At 60.7% G+C, this 24,803-nt stretch carries 25 protein-coding genes and 1 pseudogene; 14 read left to right on the top strand and 12 right to left on the bottom strand.

Annotated elements, in window-relative coordinates:
* Positions 1-199 precede the first annotated feature (199 nt).
* From SYN60AY4M2_RS07320 to SYN60AY4M2_RS07300, 5 genes are all read right to left on the bottom strand, one after another.
* Positions 200-754 (bottom strand): DUF2808 domain-containing protein, encoded by a 555-nt coding sequence (locus SYN60AY4M2_RS07320; RefSeq protein ID WP_228375387.1) that lies wholly within the window; start codon positions 752-754, stop codon positions 200-202.
* 238 nt (positions 755-992) lie between these two features.
* On the bottom strand, positions 993-1,178 hold the full coding sequence (gene psbZ / locus SYN60AY4M2_RS07315) for a photosystem II reaction center protein PsbZ (protein WP_011429012.1): 186 nt from the start codon (positions 1,176-1,178) through the stop codon (positions 993-995).
* Between the two features lie 118 nt (positions 1,179-1,296).
* Positions 1,297-2,568, bottom strand: coding sequence for an RNA-guided endonuclease TnpB family protein (locus SYN60AY4M2_RS07310; RefSeq protein ID WP_099812614.1), 1,272 nt, complete (start codon positions 2,566-2,568; stop codon positions 1,297-1,299).
* 187 nt (positions 2,569-2,755) lie between these two features.
* Complete coding sequence (locus tag SYN60AY4M2_RS07305) at positions 2,756-3,448, bottom strand: queuosine precursor transporter (protein ID WP_099812613.1); 693 nt, start codon at positions 3,446-3,448, stop codon at positions 2,756-2,758.
* The gene (locus SYN60AY4M2_RS07300) at positions 3,448-4,104 is read right to left on the bottom strand and encodes a response regulator (protein ID WP_011429015.1); all 657 of its coding nucleotides are present in this window, start codon (positions 4,102-4,104) and stop codon (positions 3,448-3,450) included. Before SYN60AY4M2_RS07300 ends, SYN60AY4M2_RS07305 begins: the two co-directional genes overlap by 1 nt.
* A 238-nt stretch (positions 4,105-4,342) precedes the next feature.
* Between SYN60AY4M2_RS07300 and SYN60AY4M2_RS07295 the strand changes: the two genes are divergently transcribed.
* From SYN60AY4M2_RS07295 to SYN60AY4M2_RS14230, 11 genes are all read left to right on the top strand, one after another.
* Positions 4,343-5,461 (top strand): class I SAM-dependent methyltransferase, encoded by a 1,119-nt coding sequence (locus SYN60AY4M2_RS07295; RefSeq protein ID WP_011429016.1) that lies wholly within the window; start codon positions 4,343-4,345, stop codon positions 5,459-5,461.
* A gap of 152 nt (positions 5,462-5,613) precedes the next feature.
* On the top strand, positions 5,614-6,072 hold the full coding sequence (locus tag SYN60AY4M2_RS07290) for a hypothetical protein (RefSeq protein WP_049749696.1): 459 nt from the start codon (positions 5,614-5,616) through the stop codon (positions 6,070-6,072).
* Between the two features lie 113 nt (positions 6,073-6,185).
* Complete coding sequence (locus SYN60AY4M2_RS07285) at positions 6,186-6,530, top strand: MgPME-cyclase complex family protein (RefSeq protein ID WP_011429018.1); 345 nt, start codon at positions 6,186-6,188, stop codon at positions 6,528-6,530.
* 376 nt (positions 6,531-6,906) lie between these two features.
* Positions 6,907-8,280 (top strand): MFS transporter, encoded by a 1,374-nt coding sequence (locus tag SYN60AY4M2_RS07280; RefSeq protein ID WP_240527765.1) that lies wholly within the window; start codon positions 6,907-6,909, stop codon positions 8,278-8,280.
* A 182-nt stretch (positions 8,281-8,462) separates the two neighbouring features.
* The gene (locus SYN60AY4M2_RS07275; RefSeq protein WP_011429021.1) at positions 8,463-9,653 is read left to right on the top strand and encodes a glycosyltransferase family 4 protein; all 1,191 of its coding nucleotides are present in this window, start codon (positions 8,463-8,465) and stop codon (positions 9,651-9,653) included.
* Between the two features lie 101 nt (positions 9,654-9,754).
* Positions 9,755-11,494 carry a GAF domain-containing SpoIIE family protein phosphatase gene (locus SYN60AY4M2_RS07270; RefSeq protein WP_240527764.1) on the top strand — a complete coding sequence of 580 codons (1,740 nt, stop codon included), beginning with the start codon at positions 9,755-9,757 and terminating at the stop codon, positions 11,492-11,494.
* A gap of 93 nt (positions 11,495-11,587) precedes the next feature.
* Positions 11,588-11,806, top strand: a complete 219-nt coding sequence (locus SYN60AY4M2_RS07265) for a hypothetical protein (RefSeq protein WP_099812611.1) — start codon at positions 11,588-11,590, stop codon at positions 11,804-11,806.
* Positions 11,807-11,937: 131 nt separating this feature from the next.
* Positions 11,938-13,407 carry an argininosuccinate lyase gene (gene argH, locus SYN60AY4M2_RS07260; RefSeq protein ID WP_011429025.1) on the top strand — a complete coding sequence of 490 codons (1,470 nt, stop codon included), beginning with the start codon at positions 11,938-11,940 and terminating at the stop codon, positions 13,405-13,407.
* Between the two features lie 91 nt (positions 13,408-13,498).
* Complete coding sequence (locus tag SYN60AY4M2_RS07255) at positions 13,499-14,119, top strand: hypothetical protein (protein WP_011429026.1); 621 nt, start codon at positions 13,499-13,501, stop codon at positions 14,117-14,119.
* Between the two features lie 883 nt (positions 14,120-15,002).
* A complete protein-coding gene (gene wecB / locus SYN60AY4M2_RS07250; RefSeq protein ID WP_011429028.1) occupies positions 15,003-16,130 on the top strand; it encodes a UDP-N-acetylglucosamine 2-epimerase (non-hydrolyzing) in 1,128 nt (375 codons plus the stop codon).
* A 206-nt stretch (positions 16,131-16,336) separates the two neighbouring features.
* On the top strand, positions 16,337-16,561 hold the full coding sequence (locus SYN60AY4M2_RS14230; RefSeq protein ID WP_206336818.1) for an ureidoglycolate lyase: 225 nt from the start codon (positions 16,337-16,339) through the stop codon (positions 16,559-16,561).
* On the opposite strand, the gene SYN60AY4M2_RS14075 is transcribed toward SYN60AY4M2_RS14230, so the two are convergent.
* Positions 16,534-16,695, bottom strand: a complete 162-nt coding sequence (locus tag SYN60AY4M2_RS14075) for a hypothetical protein (protein WP_168173323.1) — start codon at positions 16,693-16,695, stop codon at positions 16,534-16,536. The genes SYN60AY4M2_RS14230 and SYN60AY4M2_RS14075 overlap by 28 nt on opposite strands.
* Positions 16,696-17,295: 600 nt before the next feature.
* Here SYN60AY4M2_RS14075 and ftsZ point away from each other — a divergent pair.
* Positions 17,296-18,417: a cell division protein FtsZ gene (gene ftsZ, locus SYN60AY4M2_RS07240; protein WP_011429031.1), complete on the top strand. Its 1,122-nt coding sequence runs from the start codon at positions 17,296-17,298 to the stop codon at positions 18,415-18,417.
* A gap of 69 nt (positions 18,418-18,486) precedes the next feature.
* Positions 18,487-19,458, top strand: a complete 972-nt coding sequence (locus SYN60AY4M2_RS07235; RefSeq protein ID WP_099812610.1) for a D-alanine--D-alanine ligase — start codon at positions 18,487-18,489, stop codon at positions 19,456-19,458.
* A 19-nt stretch (positions 19,459-19,477) separates the two neighbouring features.
* Here SYN60AY4M2_RS07235 and SYN60AY4M2_RS07230 read toward each other — a convergent pair whose 3' ends face one another.
* Positions 19,478-19,975 carry a hypothetical protein gene (locus SYN60AY4M2_RS07230; RefSeq protein WP_041438022.1) on the bottom strand — a complete coding sequence of 166 codons (498 nt, stop codon included), beginning with the start codon at positions 19,973-19,975 and terminating at the stop codon, positions 19,478-19,480.
* A gap of 140 nt (positions 19,976-20,115) precedes the next feature.
* On the opposite strand from SYN60AY4M2_RS07230, the gene bchM reads away from it, so the two are divergent.
* Positions 20,116-20,781, top strand: coding sequence for a magnesium protoporphyrin IX methyltransferase (bchM, locus tag SYN60AY4M2_RS07225; RefSeq protein ID WP_011429034.1), 666 nt, complete (start codon positions 20,116-20,118; stop codon positions 20,779-20,781).
* Between the two features lie 51 nt (positions 20,782-20,832).
* Here bchM and SYN60AY4M2_RS07220 read toward each other — a convergent pair whose 3' ends face one another.
* The 5 genes and pseudogenes from SYN60AY4M2_RS07220 to SYN60AY4M2_RS14225 form a co-directional block, all read right to left on the bottom strand.
* Positions 20,833-21,600 carry a HEAT repeat domain-containing protein gene (locus SYN60AY4M2_RS07220; RefSeq protein ID WP_240527763.1) on the bottom strand — a complete coding sequence of 256 codons (768 nt, stop codon included), beginning with the start codon at positions 21,598-21,600 and terminating at the stop codon, positions 20,833-20,835.
* A 99-nt stretch (positions 21,601-21,699) separates the two neighbouring features.
* The gene (locus SYN60AY4M2_RS07215; protein WP_011429036.1) at positions 21,700-22,446 is read right to left on the bottom strand and encodes a peptidylprolyl isomerase; all 747 of its coding nucleotides are present in this window, start codon (positions 22,444-22,446) and stop codon (positions 21,700-21,702) included.
* 72 nt (positions 22,447-22,518) lie between these two features.
* Positions 22,519-23,313 (bottom strand): hypothetical protein, encoded by a 795-nt coding sequence (locus SYN60AY4M2_RS07210; RefSeq protein WP_011429037.1) that lies wholly within the window; start codon positions 23,311-23,313, stop codon positions 22,519-22,521.
* A gap of 61 nt (positions 23,314-23,374) precedes the next feature.
* Complete coding sequence (locus SYN60AY4M2_RS07205) at positions 23,375-24,292, bottom strand: DUF1517 domain-containing protein (RefSeq protein ID WP_041438024.1); 918 nt, start codon at positions 24,290-24,292, stop codon at positions 23,375-23,377.
* A 229-nt stretch (positions 24,293-24,521) separates the two neighbouring features.
* Positions 24,522-24,803 (bottom strand): annotated as a pseudogene (locus SYN60AY4M2_RS14225) (RNA-guided endonuclease TnpB family protein); the annotation flags it as partial.

Below are 24,803 nucleotides of genomic sequence, written 5' to 3'. Positions count from 1 at the left end.
GAAAGCCTCTCCCAGTACGCCAGGCTACTGTCTGGAGGGGAGTTTCCCTCACCCCCAACCCCTCTCCCTTAGGGAGAGGGGAGATAGAGATGCCGCAGTACCTCACCAGCCTTGCCCTGTCTCTGAAAAGGGCTACGCCCGAAACCCCCTGTTCAGGGATCCACTCTCAAAACTCTCCCCCGCTCGAAGGGAGCTGCCCTTAGAAAGTGAGCCGCTCCGGATCGTCGATGGTGATGAGCCAGTTGCCCACATTGCGGAAGAGGGGGTTGGGCTCTGTCCCCCGTACCCGCGCCTCTACCCGGTAGATGCCGGCAGCGGAAGGATTGCGCACATTGGAGAGCACCAAGCGGATCTCCTGGCCGGCGGCAATGGGCTGACGGGCCACCACCTCCAAAGAGCGAAACTCCTCGTTCCAGTACACTTCCGCCAGCTCCACCGGCTTGCCCTCCACCTCTAGGCGCACGTTCTCCGGGTCGATGACGGCATCGAAATTTCTATCCCCGTTGATCTGCACCTCTGCCACCGCCACGTTCTGAGGCGGGATCGTCAGGCGATAGCGATCCAACCGACCGCGAATGCCGCGAAAATCCAGCCGGTAGCTGAGGACAGGTACCCCTTCGCTGCCGGTGATCACCAGGCCCGACTGCGCCGCTGCCGAAGGGGACAGCACCCCTACCAACAAGCCTGCCAAAATCAGCCTCGTCCCCAGCCGGGCCAAGCGGAGGCTCCACGAACGCTTCACTGCTCTCAACACCCAAACCTCCCAAAAGACATCAGTGTAGGCACAACTTGCCGCTGACCTAGGGAGCAGCAAGGCCATGAGATTAAATTAAATTGCTATCCATCGTAAGGGGTGGGATCCCTTGTACCGAGAGCGCTCAAGGCCCACGCGGGTGCGGAGATGCGCAGTTTTCCCCGCCCCCAGAACCTTGCAGTCGCAACCCTGATGCTCTGCAACGTCCAGGAGCCTGGGGGATGGGCGTCGAAGGATATCACTTAAAGAAACTAAGTACCCCCACCCCGATCACCATCAGCACCCAGAGCAGGGATCCCACCAAAATCACATTCTTGGCCCGGCTCCAGTCGCTGGCCGAGCTGAAGAGCACCGGCACCGCCACCACCAACAGCAAGCTGTAAAGCACCAACACCAACAAAGCAATTTGGAAAATGAGCATCATGGTCTGGATCCCTCACAAAAGTCTTGTCTTGGATAAAAGCTCCCGACGACACCGGGCTGCCCAACCTGATCCGGCTCGCTGCGCACCGGCGGCAGGGTAGATAGGATAACGCTGTAAACTACCCGGCTCCGACCGCCCCCCCTTCCAGCCCCCCAACCCCCCGTATACGGGGGGCAGGGGGGCGGGGGGATTGAGGGGGGTACGGAGCGGGCTTTTGGTAGCCCTGCAGCTGGCAAGCCAACCACGAACCCCCCTCTTGTCCCCTCGCATGCGGGGGGATGTAGGGGGGCTGGTTTACAGCGACCCCCAAAAGTGCAATCCCGTTGGCACCGTTCAAATCTGCATCCCCTTCCCAACCACAAGCCGGGTTCACACAGCGAAAATGCTTCCCTTCCCGTTGCCCAATCCACAGGCACTGGTGGCAGGTCTGCGAGCTGTAGGCCGGCGAAACCACCACAACCTTCACCCCTGCCCGCATCGCCTTGTAGTGCACAAACTGCCGCAACTGGTAGAACGCCCAACTGTTTGCCCGCCGCCGCTCCGTCTTGCTGCGCGGCTGCCGGTTGACCCGCTCCCGGATCCCGGTCAGGTCTTCCAAGGCAATAAAACGGTGAGTGGCCAGTGCCCTAGCAACAATCGACTTGGAGATGCAGTGGTTCACCCAAGTTTGAAAGCGTCTCTCCCGACCAGACAGCCGTTGCAGCAGTTGCTGACACCGACGTCGTGTACTGCGTGTGCCCTTGCTGGCCTTGCGTTGGAGAACCCCTCTCAAACGGGAGTAGTGGTCTCTGACCTGGTTCAACTGCCGTCCATTCCAGTTATCTCCCTCAGAGGTGTGGGCAATATCTCTCCTACCCAAGTCCACACCAATGGCCTTGACGGCGTGCTCCGGCTCCGGCACCTCAGACTCCACGCCAATCTGGATGGAGTAGGAGCCGCCTTGGCGCTTGACCAACGTGGCTGCTTTGGGATTTGAACCCGCTAGCAGGCCGCGCTGGTAGTAACCTATATCCAGTTCAAAGCGTTCCCGTCCCTCAACGGTGGTCAGCGACACCGTCCAGTCCTTCTCACGGAACGAGAAGATGCGGGCATCGTAGGTAACAAAGCCAGACTTGAACGCCTTGACTGGACGGTTTTTCTGCTGGGCAACCTTGCGGGCACCGGCTAACCTTCTGCACACCTGTTGTGCCAGGTTGCTGGATAGTCCGAAGCGGGTACGAATCTCGCGGTAGCAGAGAGATTGGAGCTTGACGGCGTTGACTATCTTCTCTGGTGTGTTCTCATTCACGCAGTTCAGTGCCTTTGCGAAGGCATCCAGGGTCGCATCCAGCTTGGCGGCTTGCGACACAGACACCTTGAGTTTGCAGGAGATAGTCAGGACTTGGGCCATGTCACGATTATACGTCGTCCGCATTCCTCCCGACCCTGACCGGCACGGCCCCCGGCCCCCCAGTCCCCCCGTATACGGGGGGATATAGGGGGGTACAGGGCGGGGCTCCTGCGGTTTCTAGCTGACTATACCAAAACTGGGATCCCTCTTTTGGCCATATCCGTCGGGGCAGCCATGGACGAATGAACTACCCAGATACGGACTGCATTCGGAAAGGGTTGAAGTCGGTTGCCACGTCAAAGTAGTCTTCCTGTTCTTGCTGCTTCAGCCAGCCGGTGATGACATAGGTCAGGGGCGTACAGACCGCCTCAACGGCACACTTGAACACGTAGTTGGAGACAATGAGGCTCATCAGACCGGGAAACACCCCCCAGAAGGCGATGAGAATAAACAGGCCCGTATCCACCGCCTGGCCCACCAGGGTGGAGCTGATGGTGCGTGTCCACAGCCAGCGTCCCCGCGTCCACACCTTCAGGCGGGCCAGCACATAGGCATTGGCAAAGCTGCCGCTCCAGTAGGCAATTAGGCTGGCCAGTACAATGCGCGGGGTAAGGCCGAGAATCTGTTTGTAGGCTTCCTGGTAGGGCCAGTCGGGGGCTGCCGGCAGGGATCCCACGATCATCAAGGTCGCCGACATCAGGGCCGCCGAGATAAATCCCAGCCAGATCACCCGCCGCGAGCGGGCATAGCCGTAGACCTCCGTGAGGATGTCGCCGAAAGTGTAGCTGAGGGGAAAAAGGACGGTGCCGCCATCGAACGTAAACGGCCCCAAGAGCACGATCTTGGTGGAGGCGATGTTGGAGATCAGCAGCACAGCCACAAACAGGGCCGTCACCGCATCCAGGTGCCGATAGGCGCGCTCAAAAACCCTCTCAGACATCAGGATCCCCCCAACAGCTTGCGGATGTGCTTTAGCTCCTTGACGATCAAGGCCAAGCCCTGGCTGTGCCGTTCCACCTCGCTGGTGAGTTTACGGATCTGCTCTTCCAGGTTAGCGCTGTGGGATTCCTGACGCTCCAGGCGCTGGTTGAGATCAGAAAGCCGCGTCACCACTTCCCGCTGGATAAGGTTTTCCGTACCTTGGATGAGCAGCGTCTCGATGGCGGTGAGCTTGTTCAAGAGCAACTGGGTGTTGGTTTCCGATCCCGGCTCTGCTGCCGCCGCAGGGGCTACTTGCAGGGCCTTTTGAATGCGAGCCAGAAGAGCCTCCGCCTCAAACGGCTTTTCAATAAAATCGAAATCGACAAAAGGCTCAGGGACGCGGGCTGTTACCTGCTCTTTCATCCCCGACATGATGATGACAGGGGTATTCTTCAGGCTCTCTTCCTGCCGGATGGCCTGCAATGTGTCATAGCCGTCCATCTTGGGCATGACAAAATCCAGCAAGATCAGGTCGGGGTGATGTTTTTTGGCAGCCTCCAGGCCCGCTAGGCCGTCTTTGGCCTCCAGCACCTGAAACTGGTCAGCCAAGATGCTGGCCACCATCTTGCGGATCATGATGCTATCGTCAATGACCAACACCGTCTTGGCTGTCATGCTCGGGCGCCCCCTTTTCCCAATCTACTCGACCTGCTCAGCCTCTTCCTCCAGCGCATGAAGCATCAGAGGCGTCCTTCCTGGGACACCAATAGAGTACTCTCCCTCTCAGGGAAGTGGAGTGTTTACAGCTCCAATTTCGCCGACTCTCCCAAGGCCCAGAACTTGCCGGTTTCGCATCGCTGCCTTGCTATAATCTAACGTAAACAAACATTAAGCATTCGCACCTTGCAGGGTTATGAGCTTACAGTTGAGCTCCGAGCTGTCGCTGCCGATCCCATCTCCAGTCGGAGAAGCTGCTTACCGCGCTTTTCAGTGGGGCAAAAATCTCTTTGGCTTTGCCCACAAGGCTCTCTCCACCCAGGCTTTGGAGCTGATGCTCTCTGTGCTCAGGGAGCTGCAAAGTTTTTCCTCTGGGAAGCCCCTACCGCCGCGGGAGCGGGTGAAGGTCAGCCCAGCTACTTTGCAAGAGTTGCGGGCTCGTTACGAACGGCTGCTACAGGTCGATTGGCAAGACGCCGAGGCAGGTTACTACCCTCACGCCCTTCTTTTCGATAACCCCTGGCTGGACTTTGCCCGCTACTACCCGCAGGTATGGCTGGATCTGCCGCAGATCACTCAGCGGGTACACAGCCGGCGCTACCAAGAGTTTTCTCCAGACATCTCCACCGAGGGCTATCCAAAATACTACCTGCAAAATTTTCATTACCAAACCAACGGTTACCTGAGCGACAGCTCGGCTGAGCTCTACGACCTGCAGGTGGAACTGCTGTTTGGTGGCGCGGCAGATGCGATGCGGCGACGGGTGATCCGCCTGCTCAAGGATGGTCTCGATCCTGCTCTATCCGACCCCCACATCCTCGACGTAGCTTGTGGCACCGGGCGCACGCTGCGCCTGCTGCGGGGATCCCTGCCCAAAGCGGCGTTGTACGGCCTGGATCTTTCCCCTGCCTATCTGCGCAAGGCCAACCGGCTGTTGCAGGAGTTGCCCGGGGAGCTGCCCCAGCTCATCCGCGCCAATGCCGAGGCCATGCCCTACGCCGACGCCACCTTTGATGCGGTTGTCAGCGTGTTTCTCTTCCACGAGCTGCCCGGCCCGGCCCGCCAAAATGTCATCAACGAGATGAGCCGGGTGGTGAAGCCGGGGGGCGCCATTGTCATCTGCGACTCGGTGCAACTGCTGGACTCGCCCGAGCTGGAGGAGACGATGGAAGCTTTTGTGCAAACCTTCCACGAACCCTACTACCGGGACTACATCCGCGACGACCTGGGGGTGCGCCTGCAGCAGGCAGGCTGTGAGGTGTTGCGCCGAGAAACCCACTACGTCAGCACTTATATCTTGGCCCGTAAGAGTTGAGCGCCCTTGCCAAAAGCTTAAGAGGGTAAGGAGATTCGCGGTCGCCTGGCCAAAGGCTGTATAGTAGTATCAGACACGAAACCTCGGATAAAAAGCTAGGTCATCAACGCCCTTAAGTGCAAGGCGTCAGAATCTTTTCTATACTTAGGCTCATGTCCCCTCCGTATGGATCCCTTCGTGCCGGCATCACTGCTCTCAAGCAGGAGCGCTACTTAGAGGCGATCAACCTCCTTGAGTCTTTCTGCTACTGCTGCTCGATTCACGAGAGCTCGCCCCGCCAGAAGGAGCGCAACGGTTCCAGGATAAACCCTGAGGAATGCGCTTTGGCGCGGGTAGCCCTGGTCATGGCCTATCAGGGCAGCGGCGACTTGGAGCGCTCGACCGCGCTCTGTCAGGAGCTGTTGGAGCAGGGGGAACCCTCCTCAACAACACCCCTCTGGGCGCAGGAATGGGCAGCTCAAGCTCTGCCCACCCTCAGGCAGGCTTCAGAGCAGTCTATGCCGCCTGAGGAGGTGATGGCGCGGCTGCCCGTCCCCCGGCAGTTGGAAGACTGTCAGACCCTGTGTAGCTCCCGCGATCCCGCCCCGCATTTACTCAAGTCTGCCAACTAATCCTGCCAGTAGGCTGAAGTTGGCAACTCTGGGTGAAGAGCCGACAGGAGAAGTTGTGTTTTCGCCAGGAGCGCGCCTCTAGGTGTTCGAGTCTCACATGTTAATCGTAGAGTATGCCTGCTGCTGAGCCCACCACCTACCACTTTATTGTTGCCAGTCTGTCTTTTTTGCGCTCTGAACCTCTGGAGGAAGTGCTGGAGGAGCGTCGCCGACACTACGAGGAGCACCATCGCTCCATCGATTTCTTTTGGGTGCCCCAGCCGGCTTTCATGGAAGCTCCAGAGCTGCGTCCCCTGCGCCACAAGTTAAAGGAGCCGCTGGGGGCAGTGGTCTCGACCAATGAGGATTTCATCCGTTGGCTGGCGGTGCGCCTCACTTTTGTGGAAAAGGGCAGCTTCGTGGCCCCCAGCGAGTCGATCCCGGATCCCTTGCGCTCCCTGTCCTTGGCAGAGGGTTGATGAGATCCTGCCGGCGCGACCGATGGGAGGTGTCGCCCCCTCCTCGAGACGGGCGCGCAAGTTTGATTGCGGGATGGGCCAAGATTAAGATCAGGGCACCTCTCTCCGTCCAGCAGCAGTGGCGGCACGAGCCGGCATGAAAAGCACCTGTCAGGGCCAAGGCGGGGGAGGGAGAAAGGTTACACGGGGCACTATGACTTTGGAGCGACGAGGGGATTGGCCGGAAGGGGAGGCGGAGGTCTGCCAGCGGACTCCTCATCTTCGGGATCTTCCTCCCACATTTCCTTCAACTGAGGTGCTAAAGTCGGAGGCCCCCCCACTTGAGCCGCCGGCAAGTCCTCCCTCCGGCTCGCTGGCGTGTTCGTCCGGGAATCCCTTGCCGGAGCCGCTCCCTGAGGATCCCAAAGACGACGGCCCAACCGAGAAGCTGAAGCAGGAGGATGCTGCTCTGGCCGGGCCAGGCCTGAGAAATTTCCTGGCCGTGCTGCGCCGACGCAATTTCCTGCTGCTGTGGATAGGGCAGGTGTTTTCCCAGTTGGCCGACAAGGTGTTGTTGGTGCTGCTGATTGGGTTGATCTCGAGGCAGTTTCAGCCGGAAGGGGCCTCCATCAGCGGCTGGGTGGCGGCGATCATGCTGGCTTTTACGCTGCCGGCGGTGTTGTTGGGCAGCCTGGCGGGGGTATTTGTGGATCGCTGGCCCAAGAAGGGGGTGCTGGTGCTCTCCAACGTGGTGCGCGGGATCCTGGTGCTGCTGTTGCCGCCGCTGCTCTGGCTGACGGCGGGGCGCAACCTTTGGCCAGGGATCCCTTTGGGCTTTGGCGGGCTGCTGTTGATTAGCTTTGCCGTGTCTGTTTTGACCCAGTTTTTTGCCCCTGCCGAACAGGCCACTCTGCCCCTGATCCTGCCCAGGCGGGAGCTGTTAGCGGCCAACTCCCTCTACACCACGACGATGATGGCTTCGCTGATCGCCGGCTTTGCCATCGGCGAGCCGCTGCTAACGCTGGCGGATCGTTGGGGGCGTGCGTGGTTGCCCGGCTGGGAGGTGGGGCCAGAGCTGTTGGTGGGGGGAGCCTACCTGTCGGCGGGAGCCCTGCTGCTGCTGTTGCAACCCCACGAGAAGCTGGAGCCCAGACCTTGGGAGGCTCCCCATCTCTGGGAAGATCTCAAGCTGGGCCTGGAATACATCGGGCAAATGCCCTTGATCCGCGCGGCCCTGCTGCAAATGGTGGTGCTCTACTCGCTGTTTGCGGCGCTGGCGGTCTTGGCGGTGCGCATGGCCGAGGTGACGGCGGAGCTGGAGGCAGATCAGTTTGGGGTGTTGCTGGCGGCTGCCGGCCTGGGCATGGCCATTGGGGCCTTTTGGGTGGGGCATACGGGCCGGCAGGTGAGCCGTCGCGCCTGGAGTGGGCTGGGATCCCTGTTGCTGTGTCTGTCCTTGGCGGCCTTGTCCTGGACGGAGGGGAAGCTGTTTCCCAGCTTGGCTTGGATTGCCCTGCTGGGCTGTGGAGGGGCGTTGGTGGCGGTGCCCATGCAAACCCTGCTCCAGGAGGAGACCCCCGAACATCTGCGCGGCAAGGTTTTTGGACTGCAGAACAATGCGGTCAACATTGCTCTCAGTTTGCCGCTGGTTTTGGCGGGGGTGGCGGAAACCTATTTCGGCCTTGCCTGGACGTTTCTCGGCCTGGCGGCCCTGACCGGGTCGGCGGGGCTGTACCTCTGGGGTCTGCTGGGCAGAGAGGGGCACAGATAAGTTTTTCTGCTGGATAGCTGCGACGTAGGGCTGGGTATCTGTCAATGCCTTGTCGGTCTGGGTTTCTCCCCTGAGAGGGGAGGAGCGGGCCGAGGTGGGATGCGAGTCTGCTACCCTTATAGAGGCTTTGGAATCGCACATCCCCTTGTAGATCAGCGTTCTGGCGCCGTAGGGATCCGCCCATGCACATCGCCTGGATAGGCAAGAAGGCACCTTTCTGTGGCAACGTCACCTATGGCCGTGAGGTGACCAACGGCCTCTTGGAGCGGGGACATCAGGTGAGCTTTTTCCATTTCACCAACGAAAGCCCCTCCCCCAGCCTGGAGGCCCCTGCTGTAGAGGGATCCCGTCCGGGGAGCCGTTGGCGTGCTGAGCTGGCGGGGCGGGATGTCTCCCTGCCCTGTCTGTACAAGTCGCAGATTTATACGATCCCAGCTCCCAACGCCAGGCGGCTGCTCACCCAGGCGCTGCGGGAGTTGCAGCCGGATCTGGTGCATGCCTCGCTGACGATTTCTCCCATCGACTTTGTCTTGCCGGAGATCTGTGCGGAGCTCAACCAGCCGCTGGTGGCCACCTTCCACCCGGCCTTCGACCGGCGGCGGCGCAACATTGCCTCCCGCACCCAATACCTGGCCTACCAGCTCTATGCTCCTTGTTTGGCCCACTACGACCGCACCATCGTCTTCTCGGAAACACAGCGGCAGATCTTGGTCAGGCTAGGGGTGAGCCGCGAGCAGGTGGTGGTCATTCCCAACGGCGTCGACGTGGATAAGTATTCGCCGGGGCCCTCCACCCTTAAGCAACGGTTGGGGCTGGAGCGGATCTTCGTTTACCAAGGGCGGATCTCGCCGGAAAAAAATGTGGAGGCCTTGCTCAAAGCCTGGAAGCAAGCTCAAATGGGCGAGAAGTGCGGCCTGCTCATTGTGGGGGATGGGCCGCTGCTCAATACCCTCAAGCCCTTCTACACCCGCCAGCACGGGATCCACTGGCTGGGCTACGTTGCCGACGAGCAGCAGCGCATCGAGATCCTGCGCGGATCCGACGTGTTTATCCTGCCCTCTTTAATCGAGGGGCTCTCTTTGTCGTTGCTGGAGGCGATGGCCTGTGGGGTGGCGGCGGTGGCCACCGACGTCGGGGCCGACGGCGAGGTTTTGGCCGATGGAGCCGGGATCCTGTTGGATCCGGCTCGGGTGACGGTGGAGCTGCAAACGCTGCTGCCCCTGCTGCGGGATCAACGGGAATTTACGCAACTGCTGGGGATGAAAGCCCGCCAGCGGGTGCTGGAGCGCTACACCCTCAGCCACAACCTCAGCCGGTTGGAGCAGCTCTACCAGGAGCTGTGCCGGGGATCCCGTCAGCGCCGCCGCGCGTAAGGAAGACTATTGGGATTGGGCTGAAACTTTTGCGACAAAGCTTTTGATATTTTTGCTAAACTGCATCGTTATGTTTCCAAGGGATTGCCTCTAAGTTCCCGATGGATGAGTACGGCCCGCAAGAAGCCTTTCCGGCGCAGCCCCCTGCCGGGCTGTCGGGTTCGTCCTGGACGGAGTCTTTGCTTGCCCAAGGCGCGGACAGAAACTCCTTTCCCGCCAACGTTCCGGCTGCGTCGCTGCCGCCCACCGACGAGCAGGGCGATCTGCGCTCGGCCCAAGCTGGCCCAGATGGGGATCCCGCCGGTGCGCCCAAGGCGGCCTCGGAGGAGAGAAAGCTGACGGAAGTGAAACCGGCCATCTTGCCCGCCCCGCCGAAGCCGGAGCCGGTGGCAGAGCTGGGGACAGACCAGCAGCCGATGCTGTATTTGCTGGGGGGATTGGCCTTTGCCCTGCGCTCCTTCAACAACCTGAACCAGATCCTAGAGCTCACGGCTTTTGTGGCCAGCCAACTCACCGCTGCCGACGGCGGCGCGCTGGTGTTGTTCAACCCCAACGGCACCATCCAGCTAGATCAACTGCATTGTTCGGACCTCGACCGCCGCGAGCAGATTCGCGCCGAGATGGAGCAGATCGCCCAAGCTCTGTCTGCGCAGGAGCCCATTTTAAAAACCGAGGGATCCCTGTCTGTGAAGATCCCAGCCCTGGAACATCTCTTGGACGAGCGCCTGCGCCAGAGTCTGGGGCCAGATGTCCGCCTGTTCGGGACGCCGCTGTTGATTCGCAGCTCCGTCCAGGGGCGCCTGTACGTCTTCAGCCGTCAGCCCGGCTACCAGTGGAATGAACGTCGCCAACAACTGCTGCGGTTGGTGGCTGACCAAGCGGGCGTGGCCATCGAGAACGAGCGCTTGACGGCGGCCTTGCGCCGCAAAATGGCCCTGGAAAAAGAAATGGAGATCGGCTCCTACATCCAGACCCAACTGTTGCCCCGCCAGTACCCCCAGGTTCCGGGCATTCGGCTGGCAGCCCGCTGCCGTGTGGCCAGCAAGGTGGGGGGCGATTACTACGATTTCATTAAGATCCCCAGCGAGCGACCGGAAAACTCTAGGGCCGCCGCCGATGAGCCGGTTGGATCCCTGGCCCCTTCCCCTGAGCCATCCGAAGACTTTCGCCTGGCCATCGTAATTGGGGACGTGATGGGCAAAGGTGTCCCTGCCGGCATGTTGATGAGCATGACCCGCGCCATGGTACGGGCAGAAGCCCTCAACCGCCACTCGCCGGCCCGCGTTCTCCAACATCTCAACCGGGCCATGTACAGCGATCTGGAGAACTCCAATCGCTTTATCAGCCTGTTCTACTCAGAGTACGATCCCCGCTCCCGTCGCCTCTGTTTCAGCAACGCCGCCCACAACCCCACCCTCTGGTGGCGGGCCCGCAGCCGCGACATCCAGCCCCTCGACACAGAGGGAGCGCTGATCGGCTTGGAGGAACACAGCCAATACTCGGAAAGCTGCGTGCACCTGCAGCCGGGAGATGTTGTAGTTTATTATACCGATGGCTATGTCGAGGCCGCCAATACCCGCGGGGAGCGGCTGGAGACTTCAGGTCTGATGGAGGCCATCCAGCGGGCTGCCAGTCGCTACGAGTCGCCCGAGGAGATCCTGGAGAACCTTTTTGAGCAGATGGACGCCTTCCGGGGCCGCCAGGGATCCCACCCTGTTGTCCCAGGGCCGCCAGTGGATGCAGGGCTCTTGTTTCAGGATGAGATTTCCCTGCGGCCTGAGCCGGTGGACGATACGACGCTGGTGGTGTTGAAAGTACTGCCCGATTCTGAGCCAACCTAGCTACGAAGGTTCAAACTAAGGGTACCCTCTAGCTAGGGAGGCCACTTAGGTGGCGGCCCGCTTTCCCAGTTGACCTTTGCCTGAGGTACATGCATGCACTCCACTGCTTCTGGCTCTGAGCCCTCCTTAGTTTACTTGCCGGCCTCGCCGGCCTTGCAGACGGAAGCGATCGTCGCCCAGGTGTTCCGGCAGGACGTGCTGGGCGATATCCGCAAGGGCTGGAACAACTTCGTGGAATCGGGCCAAATTTGGGCCCTTTTGATAGGGATCGTGGCAGGCTACATGCTCAAGAGCATCACCAGCTCTCACTAAAGGCGGTGGCGCCCGGATTCCCTGGCCCCAAGGTGGCGGCGTTTTGGCTGTCGTTGCCTTGCTTGCTCTTTTCCGCCTCAACTGCAGCCAAGTCTTTCTGTGGTGGTCATCTCTCTCCCCGTTCCAAGCCCATGGCTAAGCCGACGGCACCTTCCACCCCGCGCCCCTGGAGCGGACGCTTTGCGGGATCCCTCCACCCTAGGATTGCCCGCTTCAACGCCAGCATTGGCTTCGACATTCGCCTTTTGCCCTACGATGTGGCCGGATCCCTGGCCCATGTGCAGATGCTGGGGGCCTGCGGCATCTTGAGCCGCGAAGAGGCAGAGCAAATTCGGCAGGGGCTGGAGCAGATCGAGAAGGAAGTTGCCGAGGGCATCTTCCAGCCTGACCCTGAGGCGGAAGATGTCCACTACGCCGTCGAGCGCCGTCTGGTGGCCTTGGTGGGGGAAGTGGGCAAAAAACTGCACACGGGGCGCTCCCGCAACGACCAAGTGGCCACCGACCTGCGCCTCTACCTGCGGGATGAAATCGACACCATCCGGCAGGCTCTCTGGGAGCTGCGGGGGGTTTTGTTGGACTTGGCCAGCCAGCATGTGGAGACAATCCTGCCCGGCTACACCCACCTGCAGCGGGCCCAGCCCATCAGCTTGGCCCACCACCTTTTGGCCTATGAAGAAATGCTCTGGCGGGACTGGCAACGGTTGGGACGGGTGCGGGAAGAGGTCAACGTCTGTCCCCTGGGCTCCGGGGCCTTGGCCGGCACTTCCTTGCCCATCGACCGGCAACTGGTTGCTCATCTGCTGGGCTTTGAGCGCATCAGTGCCAACAGCCTAGACGCCGTCAGCGACCGGGACTACCTGGTGGAGTTCCACGCTGCCGCCAGCCTGATCTTGGTGCATCTCAGCCGTCTCTCGGAAGAGCTCATCCTCTGGGCCACCCAGGAGTTTGGCTTTGTCGCCCTCACCGATGCCTGTGCCACGGGCTCCAGCCTCATGCCCCAGAAGAAGAATCCCGATGTGCTGGAATTGGTGCGGGGCAAGACAGGGCGGGTGTTCGGCCATCTCCAAGCTCTGCTGGTCACCTTGAAGGGGCTGCCCCTGGCCTACAACAAAGATTTGCAAGAGGACAAAGAGGGGCTCTTCGATACCGTCGATACTGTGAAGGCTTGCTTGGAGGCGATGACCATCCTGCTGCGGGAAGGGATCCAATTCCAAACCCAACGCATGGAGGCCGCGGTGCAGGAAGACTTCTCCAACGCCACCGACGTGGCCGACTATCTGGTGCGAAAAGGGATCCCCTTTCGCGCCGCCCACGATCTGGTGGGTCAGATCGTGCGTACCTGTGTGGCAGAGGGAATTCTGCTCAAAGATCTGCCCCTGGAGCGGTGGAAAAGCTTTCATCGAGCCTTTGAGGAGGATATCTTTGCGGCCATCGATCCCCGCCAGGTGGTGGCCGCGCGGCTCAGCGCTGGAGGCACTGGCTTTGCGGTGGTGCGGGAAGCCTTGCAACGGGCCCAGGCCCGCTACCAACAGACAGAGCCGGCAGAAGAACCCCCGCTGCCCCCCTCCTCACCTGGCTCTGGGCTGCCCTTGGAGAGCTGAGCAGCGGCCCTGCCTCCATTCCCGCTTGCCCCCTCTGTCCGCGACCCCAGAGCGACCTCCCAGCCATTGGCCTTGAGAAAGCGGAGGAAGGATGCGATCCCAAGCCATCTCCCCACCCCCCTCTGCCCTGGGAGAAGTGGTGGAGGCCAACACCACCACCCTTGTGGCCCAGTGCCTAGAGCCAGAACGCCTGAGCTTCCCGCCCCTGCCCGCCCTCGGCAGTTGGATCCGCTCGCAAGACGAGGAGACCGGCAACTGGATCTATGGAGTGGTCTGCTATGCCGCCATCACTCCCATCGACACCGTTCACCGTCCCAGGGCCTTGGGCCTCTCCCCCCGGGAACTGCGGGAGCAGCAACCCCAGATTTTCGCCATGTTGCGCAGCGATTTCCGCGCTGCCATTGTCGGCTTCGTTGGCGGGGGGCGGGTTTATCAGTATCTGCCGCCGCGCCCGCCCCAGATCCACCAGCCAGTTTACCCCTGCTCTGAAAGCGAGGTAAGGGAGTTTTGCCGCTCTTTTGAGTTTTTGCGCACCCTGCTGCGTGTCAACGGGATCCCCAGCGACGAGTTGGTGGCCGCTGTCATCCGTCAGACTTACCGGATCTTGAACCGGGATCGCCACTGGTTGGTGCAAGCAGGGCGGCAGTTGAGCTCGCTGTTGCGGGACGACTACGAATACCTTAGCGCAATTTTACGAAAGATTGAAGCCTAAGCGAAGAAGTATTGAGAATAGTCCTGAATCCCGCCGAAATTTCATCTGAGAGTGATAGCCTGAGGCGAAATCCTTGTGAATCATCCCTTTTGTACCCCATTGCTTGCGTCAAAATGTTTAACAAATTTAATCCCTCTGACAAACCCTCCAAAGGCAACTGGGCAGGTCGCACTTTTTCTGCTGCTGTGGGCGCTTCGCTGGCAGCGGCTGTTTGCATGGCTCATGGCCAGCCGCCCTTTATATCGCTGCTAGTGGCCAGTTGTGCAACGGTGTTTACCCTCGTTTGTGATGAGATGGGCTGGATATAGGCTCGGGGTCAGCTTTGGGCTCTCAGCCCCTCTGAGGCAACCATCGAACGACATGCAAGATACCCACGGATCAAACGCCGCTAAGAGTCTCTCCGCCCCTGCGCAATTTGTTTCGGCGAGCCATAGCCCTCGGCAAGCTATTGGAGGGCAGTAGAAGAGGGCGGATACGGATTCCTGTCTCTCCAGGCTTTTGGCTGGATCTAGAGGCCCTGGTAACTGTCCCCGGCCCGGCAGCCTCTGGGCCCACTTGGGCGAGGTGGGCAGGGAGCGAGCAGCGCTGTTTGGTTTTGATGTTTTTTGCCGGATCCCTGCCCAGGGCTGGCTTCGGCGAAGCAAAAGGTAGAGCAATCGGGGGTTAAGATCGGGGGGAGCGCCCTCTGCTGGTTTCTCTTTGCCTATAGTTGGCCCCGGAAACATCCCCATCTACAGAGGCTGTGCTGCCGTAACTTGAGAACCAGGCAGGCGGGAGCCTCCGATCCCAGTCAGGGCCTTTCCAAAACCCGATTTGACGGCCGATCTGTCTGGAGCGGGGCCAGAGTTGCTCGCTTCCCCCAGGCGCCGATGCCCTTGAGCCTATGACCTCCCTTCCTCTGGTTTCTGTGATCTTGGGCACGCGGCCCGAAGCCATTAAGCTGGCTCCGGTAATCCAGGCCCTGCGGGCCAGTCCCCACCTGCGCACCGAGGTGATCCTGACAGGGCAACACCGGGAGATGGTGGATCAGGTGATGCGGCTCTTCGGCCTACGGGCGGATCGGGATCTGGAGATCATGCGTCCCCGCCAAAGCCTGACCGACATCACCGAAGCCACCCTGCGGGGTCTAGAACCCTACTTGCAGGCGCAGCGGCCCCAACTGGTTTTGGTGCAGGGCGATACCACCACCGCCTTTGCCGCTGCCCTGGCTGCTTTTTACCAACGCATTCCAGTAGGCCATGTGGAAGCCGGCCTGCGCACCGACGATCTCTACCACCCTTTTCCCGAAGAGGCCAATCGCCGTCTCATTTCTCAGTTGGCCAGCCTGCACTTTGCTCCCACGCCGCAAGCGGTGGATAACCTGAAGCAAAGCCGCGTGATCGGCTCTATCTATTGCACGGGCAACACCGTCATCGATGCCCTGCTACAGGTAGCTGCGCTTGGGATCCCCTGCCCCATCCCTGGCTTGGACTGGGGGCGCTATCGGGTTTTGTTGGTTACTGTGCACCGGCGGGAAAACTGGGGGGATCCCTTAATAGCCATCGGCCAGGCTCTGCTGCAGATTTTGGCGGAGTTCCCCGACACGGCCCTCCTCTTGCCTCTCCACCCCAACCCCGCGGTGCGAGAGCCCCTGCAGGCCCTGTTGGGATCCCGGGAGCGAGTTTTTCTTACCGAGCCCTTGGACTATCCCTGCTGGGTCAGCGCCATGCAGCGCTGCACTCTCATCCTCAGCGATTCCGGCGGCATTCAAGAAGAGGCGCCAGCTTTGGGCAAACCGGTGCTGGTGCTGCGGCAGACCACCGAGCGCCCTGAGGCGATTGCTGCCGGCACCGCCCGCCTGGTGGGCGCCCATCCCGAAAAGATCCTGGAGGCAGCCCGAGAATTGCTCACGGATCCCCAGGCCTACGCCCGCATGGCCCAGGCTCAAAACCCCTTCGGCGACGGCACCGCTGCCAGGCAAATTTGCCACATCATCGAGAGGCAGTTTAACTCGCCCAGCTCACCAGAATAAGGCCCGCAGAGACTCAGACTGGGGTGAGAAAACCGTTGCCTGCTCCTCCCTTTCTTCGGCTGCCCCGAAAAAAACTAGGATCGACTGCTGGTACACCGGCAAAGCCGTCATCCGCACCGCCAAGATCCTGCCCGGCTACCCGGCCGTGCTCTGCCGGAGCGCCACCTGCGTATGTGTTTATAGCCTTGGGACAGGAGCCATTCATCATGGTCATGGCTCCCCCCAAAACCCTCCCCGACCTAGACAAAGTGCAAGCCCTGCGCTTCCCCCCTGGGCACGGGCTGCTGCTGCACCGCGGCACCTGGCACGCTTTCCCCCTCGCCTGCGAGCGCCCCGTTGTGGTGCTGACTGCCAACTCCGACGAAGTGGTAGAGGCCCTGGCCAGCAGGACGACGGCGCAGGATCAGGGGGATCCCTGTGCCAGCGGCTGAACGCCGAGATCCATTTGCAGCCGCTCTAAGCCCATGGCGCGGATCCCCGACGGCACCCCCCCACCGGCTCTTTCGGCGCAGAAGCCTTCGGCTTTAGCCGTGGGGTAGTTTGCAGAATACCCAAACCTCAGCATTAAAAATCGGCAAAAATTGGCGGTTGGTCTGCCAGGCTCGAATTGGGAGGGGTGAGTATTCTCGAATACTCCGAAAAGAAAACGCAAAGTTAGCTTTTAGGCAAGCGCAAGCTCAGCTCCGACCGAAGCGCGCTGGGGGCAACAGTTCGTCCTAATTTGGGCTCTATCTGGTGTTCGGGAATACGTACCCTTCGATAGGAACCTCGCTTGTACAAAAGAGGAAGCTTAACTGCGAGAGAAGATTCATAGGCAAAGTACGAAACATGAAAGCGCCCAGATTATCCGGATGAGGCTCTTTTTGGGGGCCGCATCCGCCTAGCTAGAAGATCCGCAAACGTCTTCACCGTTGGCATCTGAAGAGAGTTGCCTTATATTAAATCAGCTAGCATGTTCGATATTTGCCAGAATTAAGCTATCTTGAGGGCTGACATGCCATCTAACCATTGGTCAGACTTCCATCCTCCCAGTCCTGGGCAAGGCTTGGAGCAAACTCAGTCAACGCCTTCCCATTGGAGTGAGCGCTACACGGGGGAGGACTCTCAGGTCGAGTATGAAAGAAACGGAGCCCAGACCAAGGCAGCGGCTCATCCAGAGGAGAACATGCTGAGCAATGCCGCGAAAATTAAGGTGGTGGGCGTGGGGGGTGGAGGTGGCAACGCGGTCAGTCGGATGGCGGCCAGCAACCTCAAGGGTGTTGAGTTTTGGAGTATCAACACGGATGCTCAGGCCCTTGCGCAGTGCTCGACATCAACGGTGAACCGCCTGCAAATCGGGCAAAAGTTAACCCGCGGGCTGGGGGCAGGCGGCAACCCGGCCATTGGTCAGAAAGCCGCCGAAGAGTCCAGCGAAGAAATTGCAGCGGCTCTCAAAGGGGCAGATTTGGTCTTTATTGCCGCCGGCATGGGAGGGGGCACGGGCACCGGTGGAGCCCCTATCGTCGCCCAGATTGCCAAGGCCAGCGGTGCCCTGACGGTGGGGGTGGTGACGCGGCCTTTTTCCTTTGAGGGCAAGCGGCGCACCAAGCAGGCCGAAGAAGGGATCCAAGCGCTGCAGGAGGCGGTCGATACCCTGATCGTGATCCCCAACGACAAGCTGCTCTCGGTGATCTCTGAGCAAACTCCTGTGCACGAGGCTTTTCGCGTCGCGGACGATGTCTTGCGTCAGGGGGTGCAGGGCATTTCGGATATCATCCTCATCCCCGGCATGATCAACGTGGATTTTGCCGACGTGCGCAGCGTGATGGCCGATGCCGGCACTGCCTTGATGGGCATTGGCATGGGATCCGGCAAGTCCCGCGCCCGCGAAGCTGCCATTACCGCCGTCTCCTCTCCCCTTTTGGAAACTTCCATCGAAGGGGCCAAGGGCGTGCTCTTCAACATCACCGGCGGGCTGGATCTGTCGTTGCACGAGGTCACGGTAGCCGCTGAGATTATCGCTGAGGCAGTGGATCCAGAAGCCAACATCATCTTCGGCACCGTCCAGGACGAGCGCATGCAAGGGGAGGTGCGCATCACCGTCATCGCCACCGGTTTTGACGGATCGCGGTCGGCTGCCGCTTCTGGATCCAAAGCCTCGGTCGCCAACAAGGGGGGGGTGGGGACGCGTAGGACCACTGCCTCTGGCTCTGAGCCACCGCCTCGACAGCCCCCTGAGCCTGAGCCCCCTGCATCCGGGGGCTTGGACATTCCCGAGTTTTTGCGCCGCCGCCGTCCTCCTTCGTAGGTTAGAGTGAGGGAATGCGGCTATCCTGGTGCCGGTTGCTGGGAGTGGGGAGTGCTTTGGGGTTAAGCCATGAACATTGTTATCTTGGCAGGGGGTCGTTCGGCAGAACGTCAGGTTTCTTTGGTAACGGGCAAAGCCTGTAAGCGGGCGCTGGAGGATCTGGGGCATCGGGCGAAGTTGATCGACCCCGAGGAGGATCTGCCGCTGCGCCTTTGGCAGGAACGGCAGGCAGGCTGCGACTTCGTCTGGATTGCCCTGCATGGCCCCGGCGGTGAGGATGGGGTGGTGCAGGGGATGCTGGAGTGGCTGGGCTTGCCCTATCAGGGATCCGGGCCGTTGGCCAGCGCTCTGGCCATGGACAAGCTGGTCTCCAAGCAGATCTTTCGGGCCGAAGGGATTCCCACTCCTGAGTGGCTGGTCTGGGATGAAGCGCAGCCGCTCTCCTGGGCCGAGTGTGTGGCGCGTTTGGGATCCCCGCTGGTGGTGAAGCCCAGCAACAGCGGCTCGACGGTGGGGATTAGCCTTGCGCGGGATGAGGTGTCGTTGGCTCAGGGGCTGGCGTTGGCCAGCTCGGTCTCCTCGCGGGTCTTCCTGGAGCGCTACATTCCCGGCAAGGAGATCACCCTCTCCATTTTCTCCGGCCAGGTTCTCCCGGCCATTGAGATCATCCCTGCCCAGGGAGATTTTTACGATTACGAAGCCAAGTACGCCCCCGGCGGCTCACGGCATTTGATCCCCTGTTCCCTCAGCGCGGCAGGGCTGGCCCGCTGCGAGGCGGCAGGGCTAAGGGCCTATCGGGTGTTGGGATGTGAAGGTCTGGCGCGGGTGGATCTGCGGGTGGATGCCGACGAGAACCCTTGGGTGCTGGAGGTGAACACCCTGCCCGGGATGACCCCCACTTCGCTTTGCCCAGAGGCGGCGGCAGCTCTGGGCTGGACGTTTACGGAGCTGGTGGAGCGGATGCTGCAGGATGCCCTGCAGAGGGCGGCATTGACTCGCTCGGCCCCGTCTGGATCCCGGCCTTCGCCACAGCCGGCCTGATCCCCAGCCAGACTGCTTTCTAGAGAAAGAAAAGAAGCAAAACCGCCACCGCCATCCCGACCATCAGCACTGCTCCTGCCGGCCACAGCCAGGCAATAGGGGATCCGCCTTTGCCAGCAGCTTTTTGGCCGGGACCCTTTTCTTTGGGCTCAGGCTGGGGGCCGGCGGAATCGGGAGCAACCAGCGTTAGATCCTGCAGCAGCCGGTTGCCTTGCTTTTCCAGCACGAGCGTGGTCTCCTCAGCGCTCAAGAGAGGATCCCGCAGCGGCTGGGTTTGCTGCCACTCGTATTCGGAATGTCCTGACGCTCGCCCATAGACCGTCACCTGCTCCAGGCCGGATAGGCCCAACGCCTCCAGCGCGGCTCGCACCTGTTGGGTGAGATGGGGATAGTCGAGCTGGGTTTGCGGGGAGCGGTTGAGGAGAACGTGCAGGTGAGCCTGGCGACGCTTGACGGCGATCTTGACAGGGACGGCCAAGCGAGCCTGCAACGCCTGGGCAATCTCAGCTTCCGTCATTGAGTTTTATTCCAGTGAAGGCAAGTTAATTCTAATACAGCCATGGGACAGGCGCTGGGAGTGGCGGCAGCGGCTTCGGGGTAGAATGTATCCGCATCGGCAAGGAAGGCCCCTGAGGAGGTCGTGTAGCTGGAAGTTCTATGCAAGAAAAAGCTATTGTCCGCAATTACTTCAACACCGTCGGTTTCGAGCGCTGGCGGCGCATCTACGGCAACGAGGAAGTCAATTTTGTCCAGAAAGATATTCGACTGGGCCATGCCCGCACAGTCGAGACGGTGTTGCAATGGCTGGGGGATCCCTCCGGTCTGCGCATTTGCGATGCCGGCTGCGGAGTGGGCAGCCTTAGCTTGCCTTTGGCCGCCCGAGGGGCGCAGGTGTTTGCCAGCGACATTTCCGAGCAAATGGTCAACGAAGCGCGTCGCCGCCAACAGATGGAGCTGGGATCCACAGACAACCCCCAGTTTCAGGTTTTGGATTTGGAGGAACTGACGGGGGAGTACGATGTCGTCGTCTGCCTGGATGTGATGATCCACTATCCCGAAGCCGACGCCCTGCGCATGCTCAACCACCTAACTTGCCTGGCCCGCTCTCGCCTGATCTTCAGTTTTGCTCCCAAAACCCCCTGGCTGACGCTGCTGAAGAAAGTAGGGGAGTTCTTCCCTGGCCCCAGCAAAACCACCCGCGCCTATCAACACCGCGAGGCGACGTTGGTGGGCCACCTGGCCGAGTGGGGCTGGAAAGTGCAACAACGCCGAACCATTCGAAGCCGCTTCTACTTTGCCTGGCTGCTTGACCTGGTTCGCTGAAGCCGTCGCTCCTAGCTTGCTCTGGGGCCGAGCTGCCTGGGCTCGACCAGGTCAGTCGAAGTTACCCAGTTTTTCCAGCAAATCCGGATCTGCCAGCTTTTGCAGGGCAAGTTGCGCATCATCCTGGACTCCCCAGTCAGGGTCGCCGCTGGCGCTGGCCAGCAACTGCTTGGTGAGCATTTGATAGAGAGCTGTATAGGGCGTCGCCGGCTTCAGATGTTGCCCTAGGATCCCTAGGCTCCAGGCGCAGTTGCCGCGGACTGCCGCCACCGGATCGTGGGCCAAGCCCCGACAGAGGGCTGCCGCCACCTCTTGCAAGGCCGGGCCGGGCAACACCTGAGCTTGGGCCAATTGTCCGAGGGCGCTGGCCGCCCACAGTCGCACGGCTGTGATATCTCCGGCCAATACTTCCAGCAACACCGGATAGGCCCGCGGATCCTTGGCATTGCCCAGGGCCCACACCAACCCTTTGCGCACATAGCCATTCCAATCCCGGCGCAAGCTGTCGATCAGCAGCTCCACCTCACAGGGATCCGAATTTCGACCTAGGGCATAGGCCGCCCCTACCCGCACCAATGGGCAGGGATCCCTGAGCAGAGCCAACAGGGACGGCACGGCACGGGGCTCTTCGATCTCACAGAAGGCGCGGGCCGCCTGCATCCGCAAACGGGGATCCGGATCCTGCAACTGCTGCAGCATCCGCTCCACATCTACCTCCGGCGGCGAGTGAGGTGGCAGCTCGTCTAGGGGAGAAAAGGCATCTTGGTACATGAAGGGGCGCGGGCAGATTGGTGCCGTTGGCGGGGAGGGCAGGAGCACGAAAATCTCTTCTCCCCAGGCAAAAGGCCAGAATGAAGGCGGAAAAAGCAGCCAAGCAAGCAAATCCTGGCTGCAGCCCATCATAAGCCGCCGAGGTCCCTAGTTTGCAGTTGAATCTGGAGATCCGGGAACCTGCAGCAAGTCCGCTCCTTCCAGCACCCGCGCCGAGCGGATCACATCCCCCACCTGCAGGCGCTCCACCCACTCCATGCCACTGGTGACATAGCCGAACACCGCATAGCGCCCATCCAGGATCGGCAGAGCAGAGAGGGCGATGTAAAACTGGGAAGAGGCCGAATCCAGCGGGCTAGAACGGGCCATGGCCACCGCGCCCAAGCGATGGGGCAAGGCCAGCTTGCTCAGGGCGATGGGATCCTCAATCAAGGTGTTGTAGCGGGGGTGAGGCTCCCCACGCACCTGAATCTCCAAAGGGATGGTGCGCAGGCGGTTGCTGCCCGGCTCGGTAGCGCCACCGGTGCCATCTCCCCGCGGATCCCCTCCTTGCACCACAAAAGGTTGGGGATCTTTCTCCACTCGATGGAAGGTGAGACCGTTGTAAAAGCCCCGCTGCACCAAATCCACAAACTGGCCAGCCGTGAGGGGCGCCTCCTCCCCGTGAATCTCCAAGATCACCTTGCCCGCTCCCTCAGCAGTTTGCACCTCTAGCTCCACCAGCGCCTTGCCCTGCAGTTGCGGGCGATGGGCGTAGGCCGGTGGGATCCCCGATGGAGAGCCAGAGGAGGGGAGTGCACGGCGACAAGCGAACAGACCAAGACAGAGGTACCCCAAAGCCAAGCCCAACCCCACTCTGCAGCGGCTCATTCGCCCCAGCTTGGTAAATTGCATCTGCCCCTTCTCCCTTTTTCGATTTGATCCAACTTTCCACAGGGATCCCTCTCCAGATGTCAAGAGAGATATCTAGAGCCGTTGCGACAACCCCAATTGCAAGGTGACGCTTTGAGCGCCATTGCTTACCCTCACCCCGTAGGGGCTGATGGAGGTGACCCGCCACTCTGCTTTCACCGCCTGGCCAACCGGCACCTGTCGCACCACGTTGTCGATCAGAATCAGAGCCTTGGGATCGCCCGGATCGTGGATCAACCCCACCAGCTTCATCTGCGGCGGCGGTTGAGGCGGGATCCGCACCGGCGCAGACCTGAGGGAGGGAGGAGAAGCGCTGGTTGCCGCTGCAGGGGTAGGAGCGGTGGCCGCTGGCGGCCTTACGGGGGTTGTTTTCGCCTCTGGCTCGGCTAAGGTGATCCTAGGTGGCTCCTGAGACGAAACTTCCTCAGAGGGATCTCGAGGAGTTTTACCTCCCGCCTCTGGGGGCCGAGATGGTTCCTGTTCCTGGGCCAGCCGGAAATCCGAGTTGGGAGAATCGGAGGCCTCAGTCACAGGATCCCTCAGCCAAGGAGAATTGGCCTGAGAAAAGACTCCCGCCCGGCGGCGCAGGGTCGTCCAGAAGGCTAGCCCTGCTACCAGAGTGGCCGCCAAGGCCAAACCCAGTAGGATCCCTGAGGCCATAGAAGAGCGCCGCAAAGGCAGCGGCGGGCGCGTGCCCCAATAGGGGTACTCTTCCACCAGCCCTTCTTCAAGGCTGTGCTCCAAATCCTCAAGCAGCTCATCCAGCAGGGAATCTGCTTGACTCTTGTAACGCAATACAGCCCAAGGAGAACGACGGCTCCTGTCTGCCGAAGCATCAAACCCGGACATAGAACCTCCCCTGGCGGCGAGACCCCTAGCCGACAGCAGCCGTCTCCTCACTCCAGCGCTCTCACAGGAGCCGCATTTCCGGGTACTCGGTCAACAGCGCCTCTGCCGACAGGGTGTCTCCTTCCAACTGCGGCGTCCACAGCACTTCGATCGCCACAATTCGCTCCGCCGGAATGGAGGCCAACTGCAGCAGGCACTGCCGCAGATCCGCCGCAGATTTAACTACAGGTAGTGTACCTAAGTTGCCGCGATACGCAACTAGTAGAGTAACGACCAGATACTCGCCGACATCCGGGATCCCGGCAGCAGCGCGTTTAAGGACCGCTTGGGGAACCTGTTGGATTTGGTTGTTGCGGTTGCTGAGGGTTTCGGCGCTAAACTTGCTGCGCTCTTGCAAAGAGGCTTGGTAGAACAGAGACTCGGCGCGGGAGAGAGGCAGCTTCTCTGCTTGGGCATGGCCATAGGCCCAGTAGTCGCTGTAGCGCATCAAGCCGAGGGTGACCTCTTGCAGGAGTTGGCTCAGCCCTTCCGGCGATTGGGTATCCGCTTCCAGAGCCAGGGCGTTCATGTCTTTTTGCAGTTGCCGGGCGCTGGCCAGCAGGCCCACTTTCACCTGAGCCAGGGTTACTGGCGGGTCAGCAACCCCCTCGTCGCCATCTTCGGAAACAGCCGAGCGCAGGCTGCGCACCAGAAAGCTACCTGCCCCGATGAGCAGCAGCAGTGTCAGCAGGCCGCCACCACCACCCCAGAAAAAGGGCACCACCAGGGGAAAGCCGAACCCCCCTCCATAGCTGGGGTACACCGGAGCCGAGCGGGGGCCAACGGAGCGGGGGGCAGAGAAGGTCGGAGAGCGGAAAGAGCCACCGCCAATGCGACCACCACTGCGCGCCCAGACGGCACTGACGGGGGCCAAGGCCAAGATCAAAGCCAGGGCAATGGCCAGCAGGGGCCGGCAGCTTCGACTGATTCGTTTCAGCATGTTCACGTGTCCATCACGGGGCTAGTCTTCCTCAATTGTATGCTCTTTCCTTAGACAGCAGAGGGCAGGGATCCGAACCTTTTAGCGGGCTATTTGAGCCATTGCTTGTGAATCCCCACCGATTTACTCCTCAGCATCCAACTCAGGATTACTTCAATCTGGCCCATCGAGACTATCGACGGAGGCGACCGCAGTCTTGACACTCCCACCGCCTGAAGGCGGGGGATTCTTACGCAGTCCACAAAAGAACCCGTAACGGCGTTGTCAAAGCGCCTCTAGACAGTTCCTTCACGCAAAGCCCCAAGGTTCTGCTGACTTTCTTAAGCAGGTTGGCGGCAGCATTTGCCTCAGCGTTGACCAACCACCCCTTTGCCGTTTGGTACAGGCCCCGCTTGACACGCTTTCCAGAGGGTCTCCACCCGTCGGGTTTTTCACCATAATTAGGTAGCCCATCTCCATCTAGGAAGCTTGCCTGCGAGCTGTACGCCTCCTCTACCTCGATAAACTCAAT

Origin of the sequence: Synechococcus sp. 60AY4M2 (assembly GCF_002760375.1) — a bacterium.
Lineage (GTDB): Bacteria > Cyanobacteriota > Cyanobacteriia > Thermostichales > Thermostichaceae > Thermostichus.
Note: the sequence above shows the minus strand (reverse complement) of the source record. Positions and strands in the feature narration are given on the sequence as shown.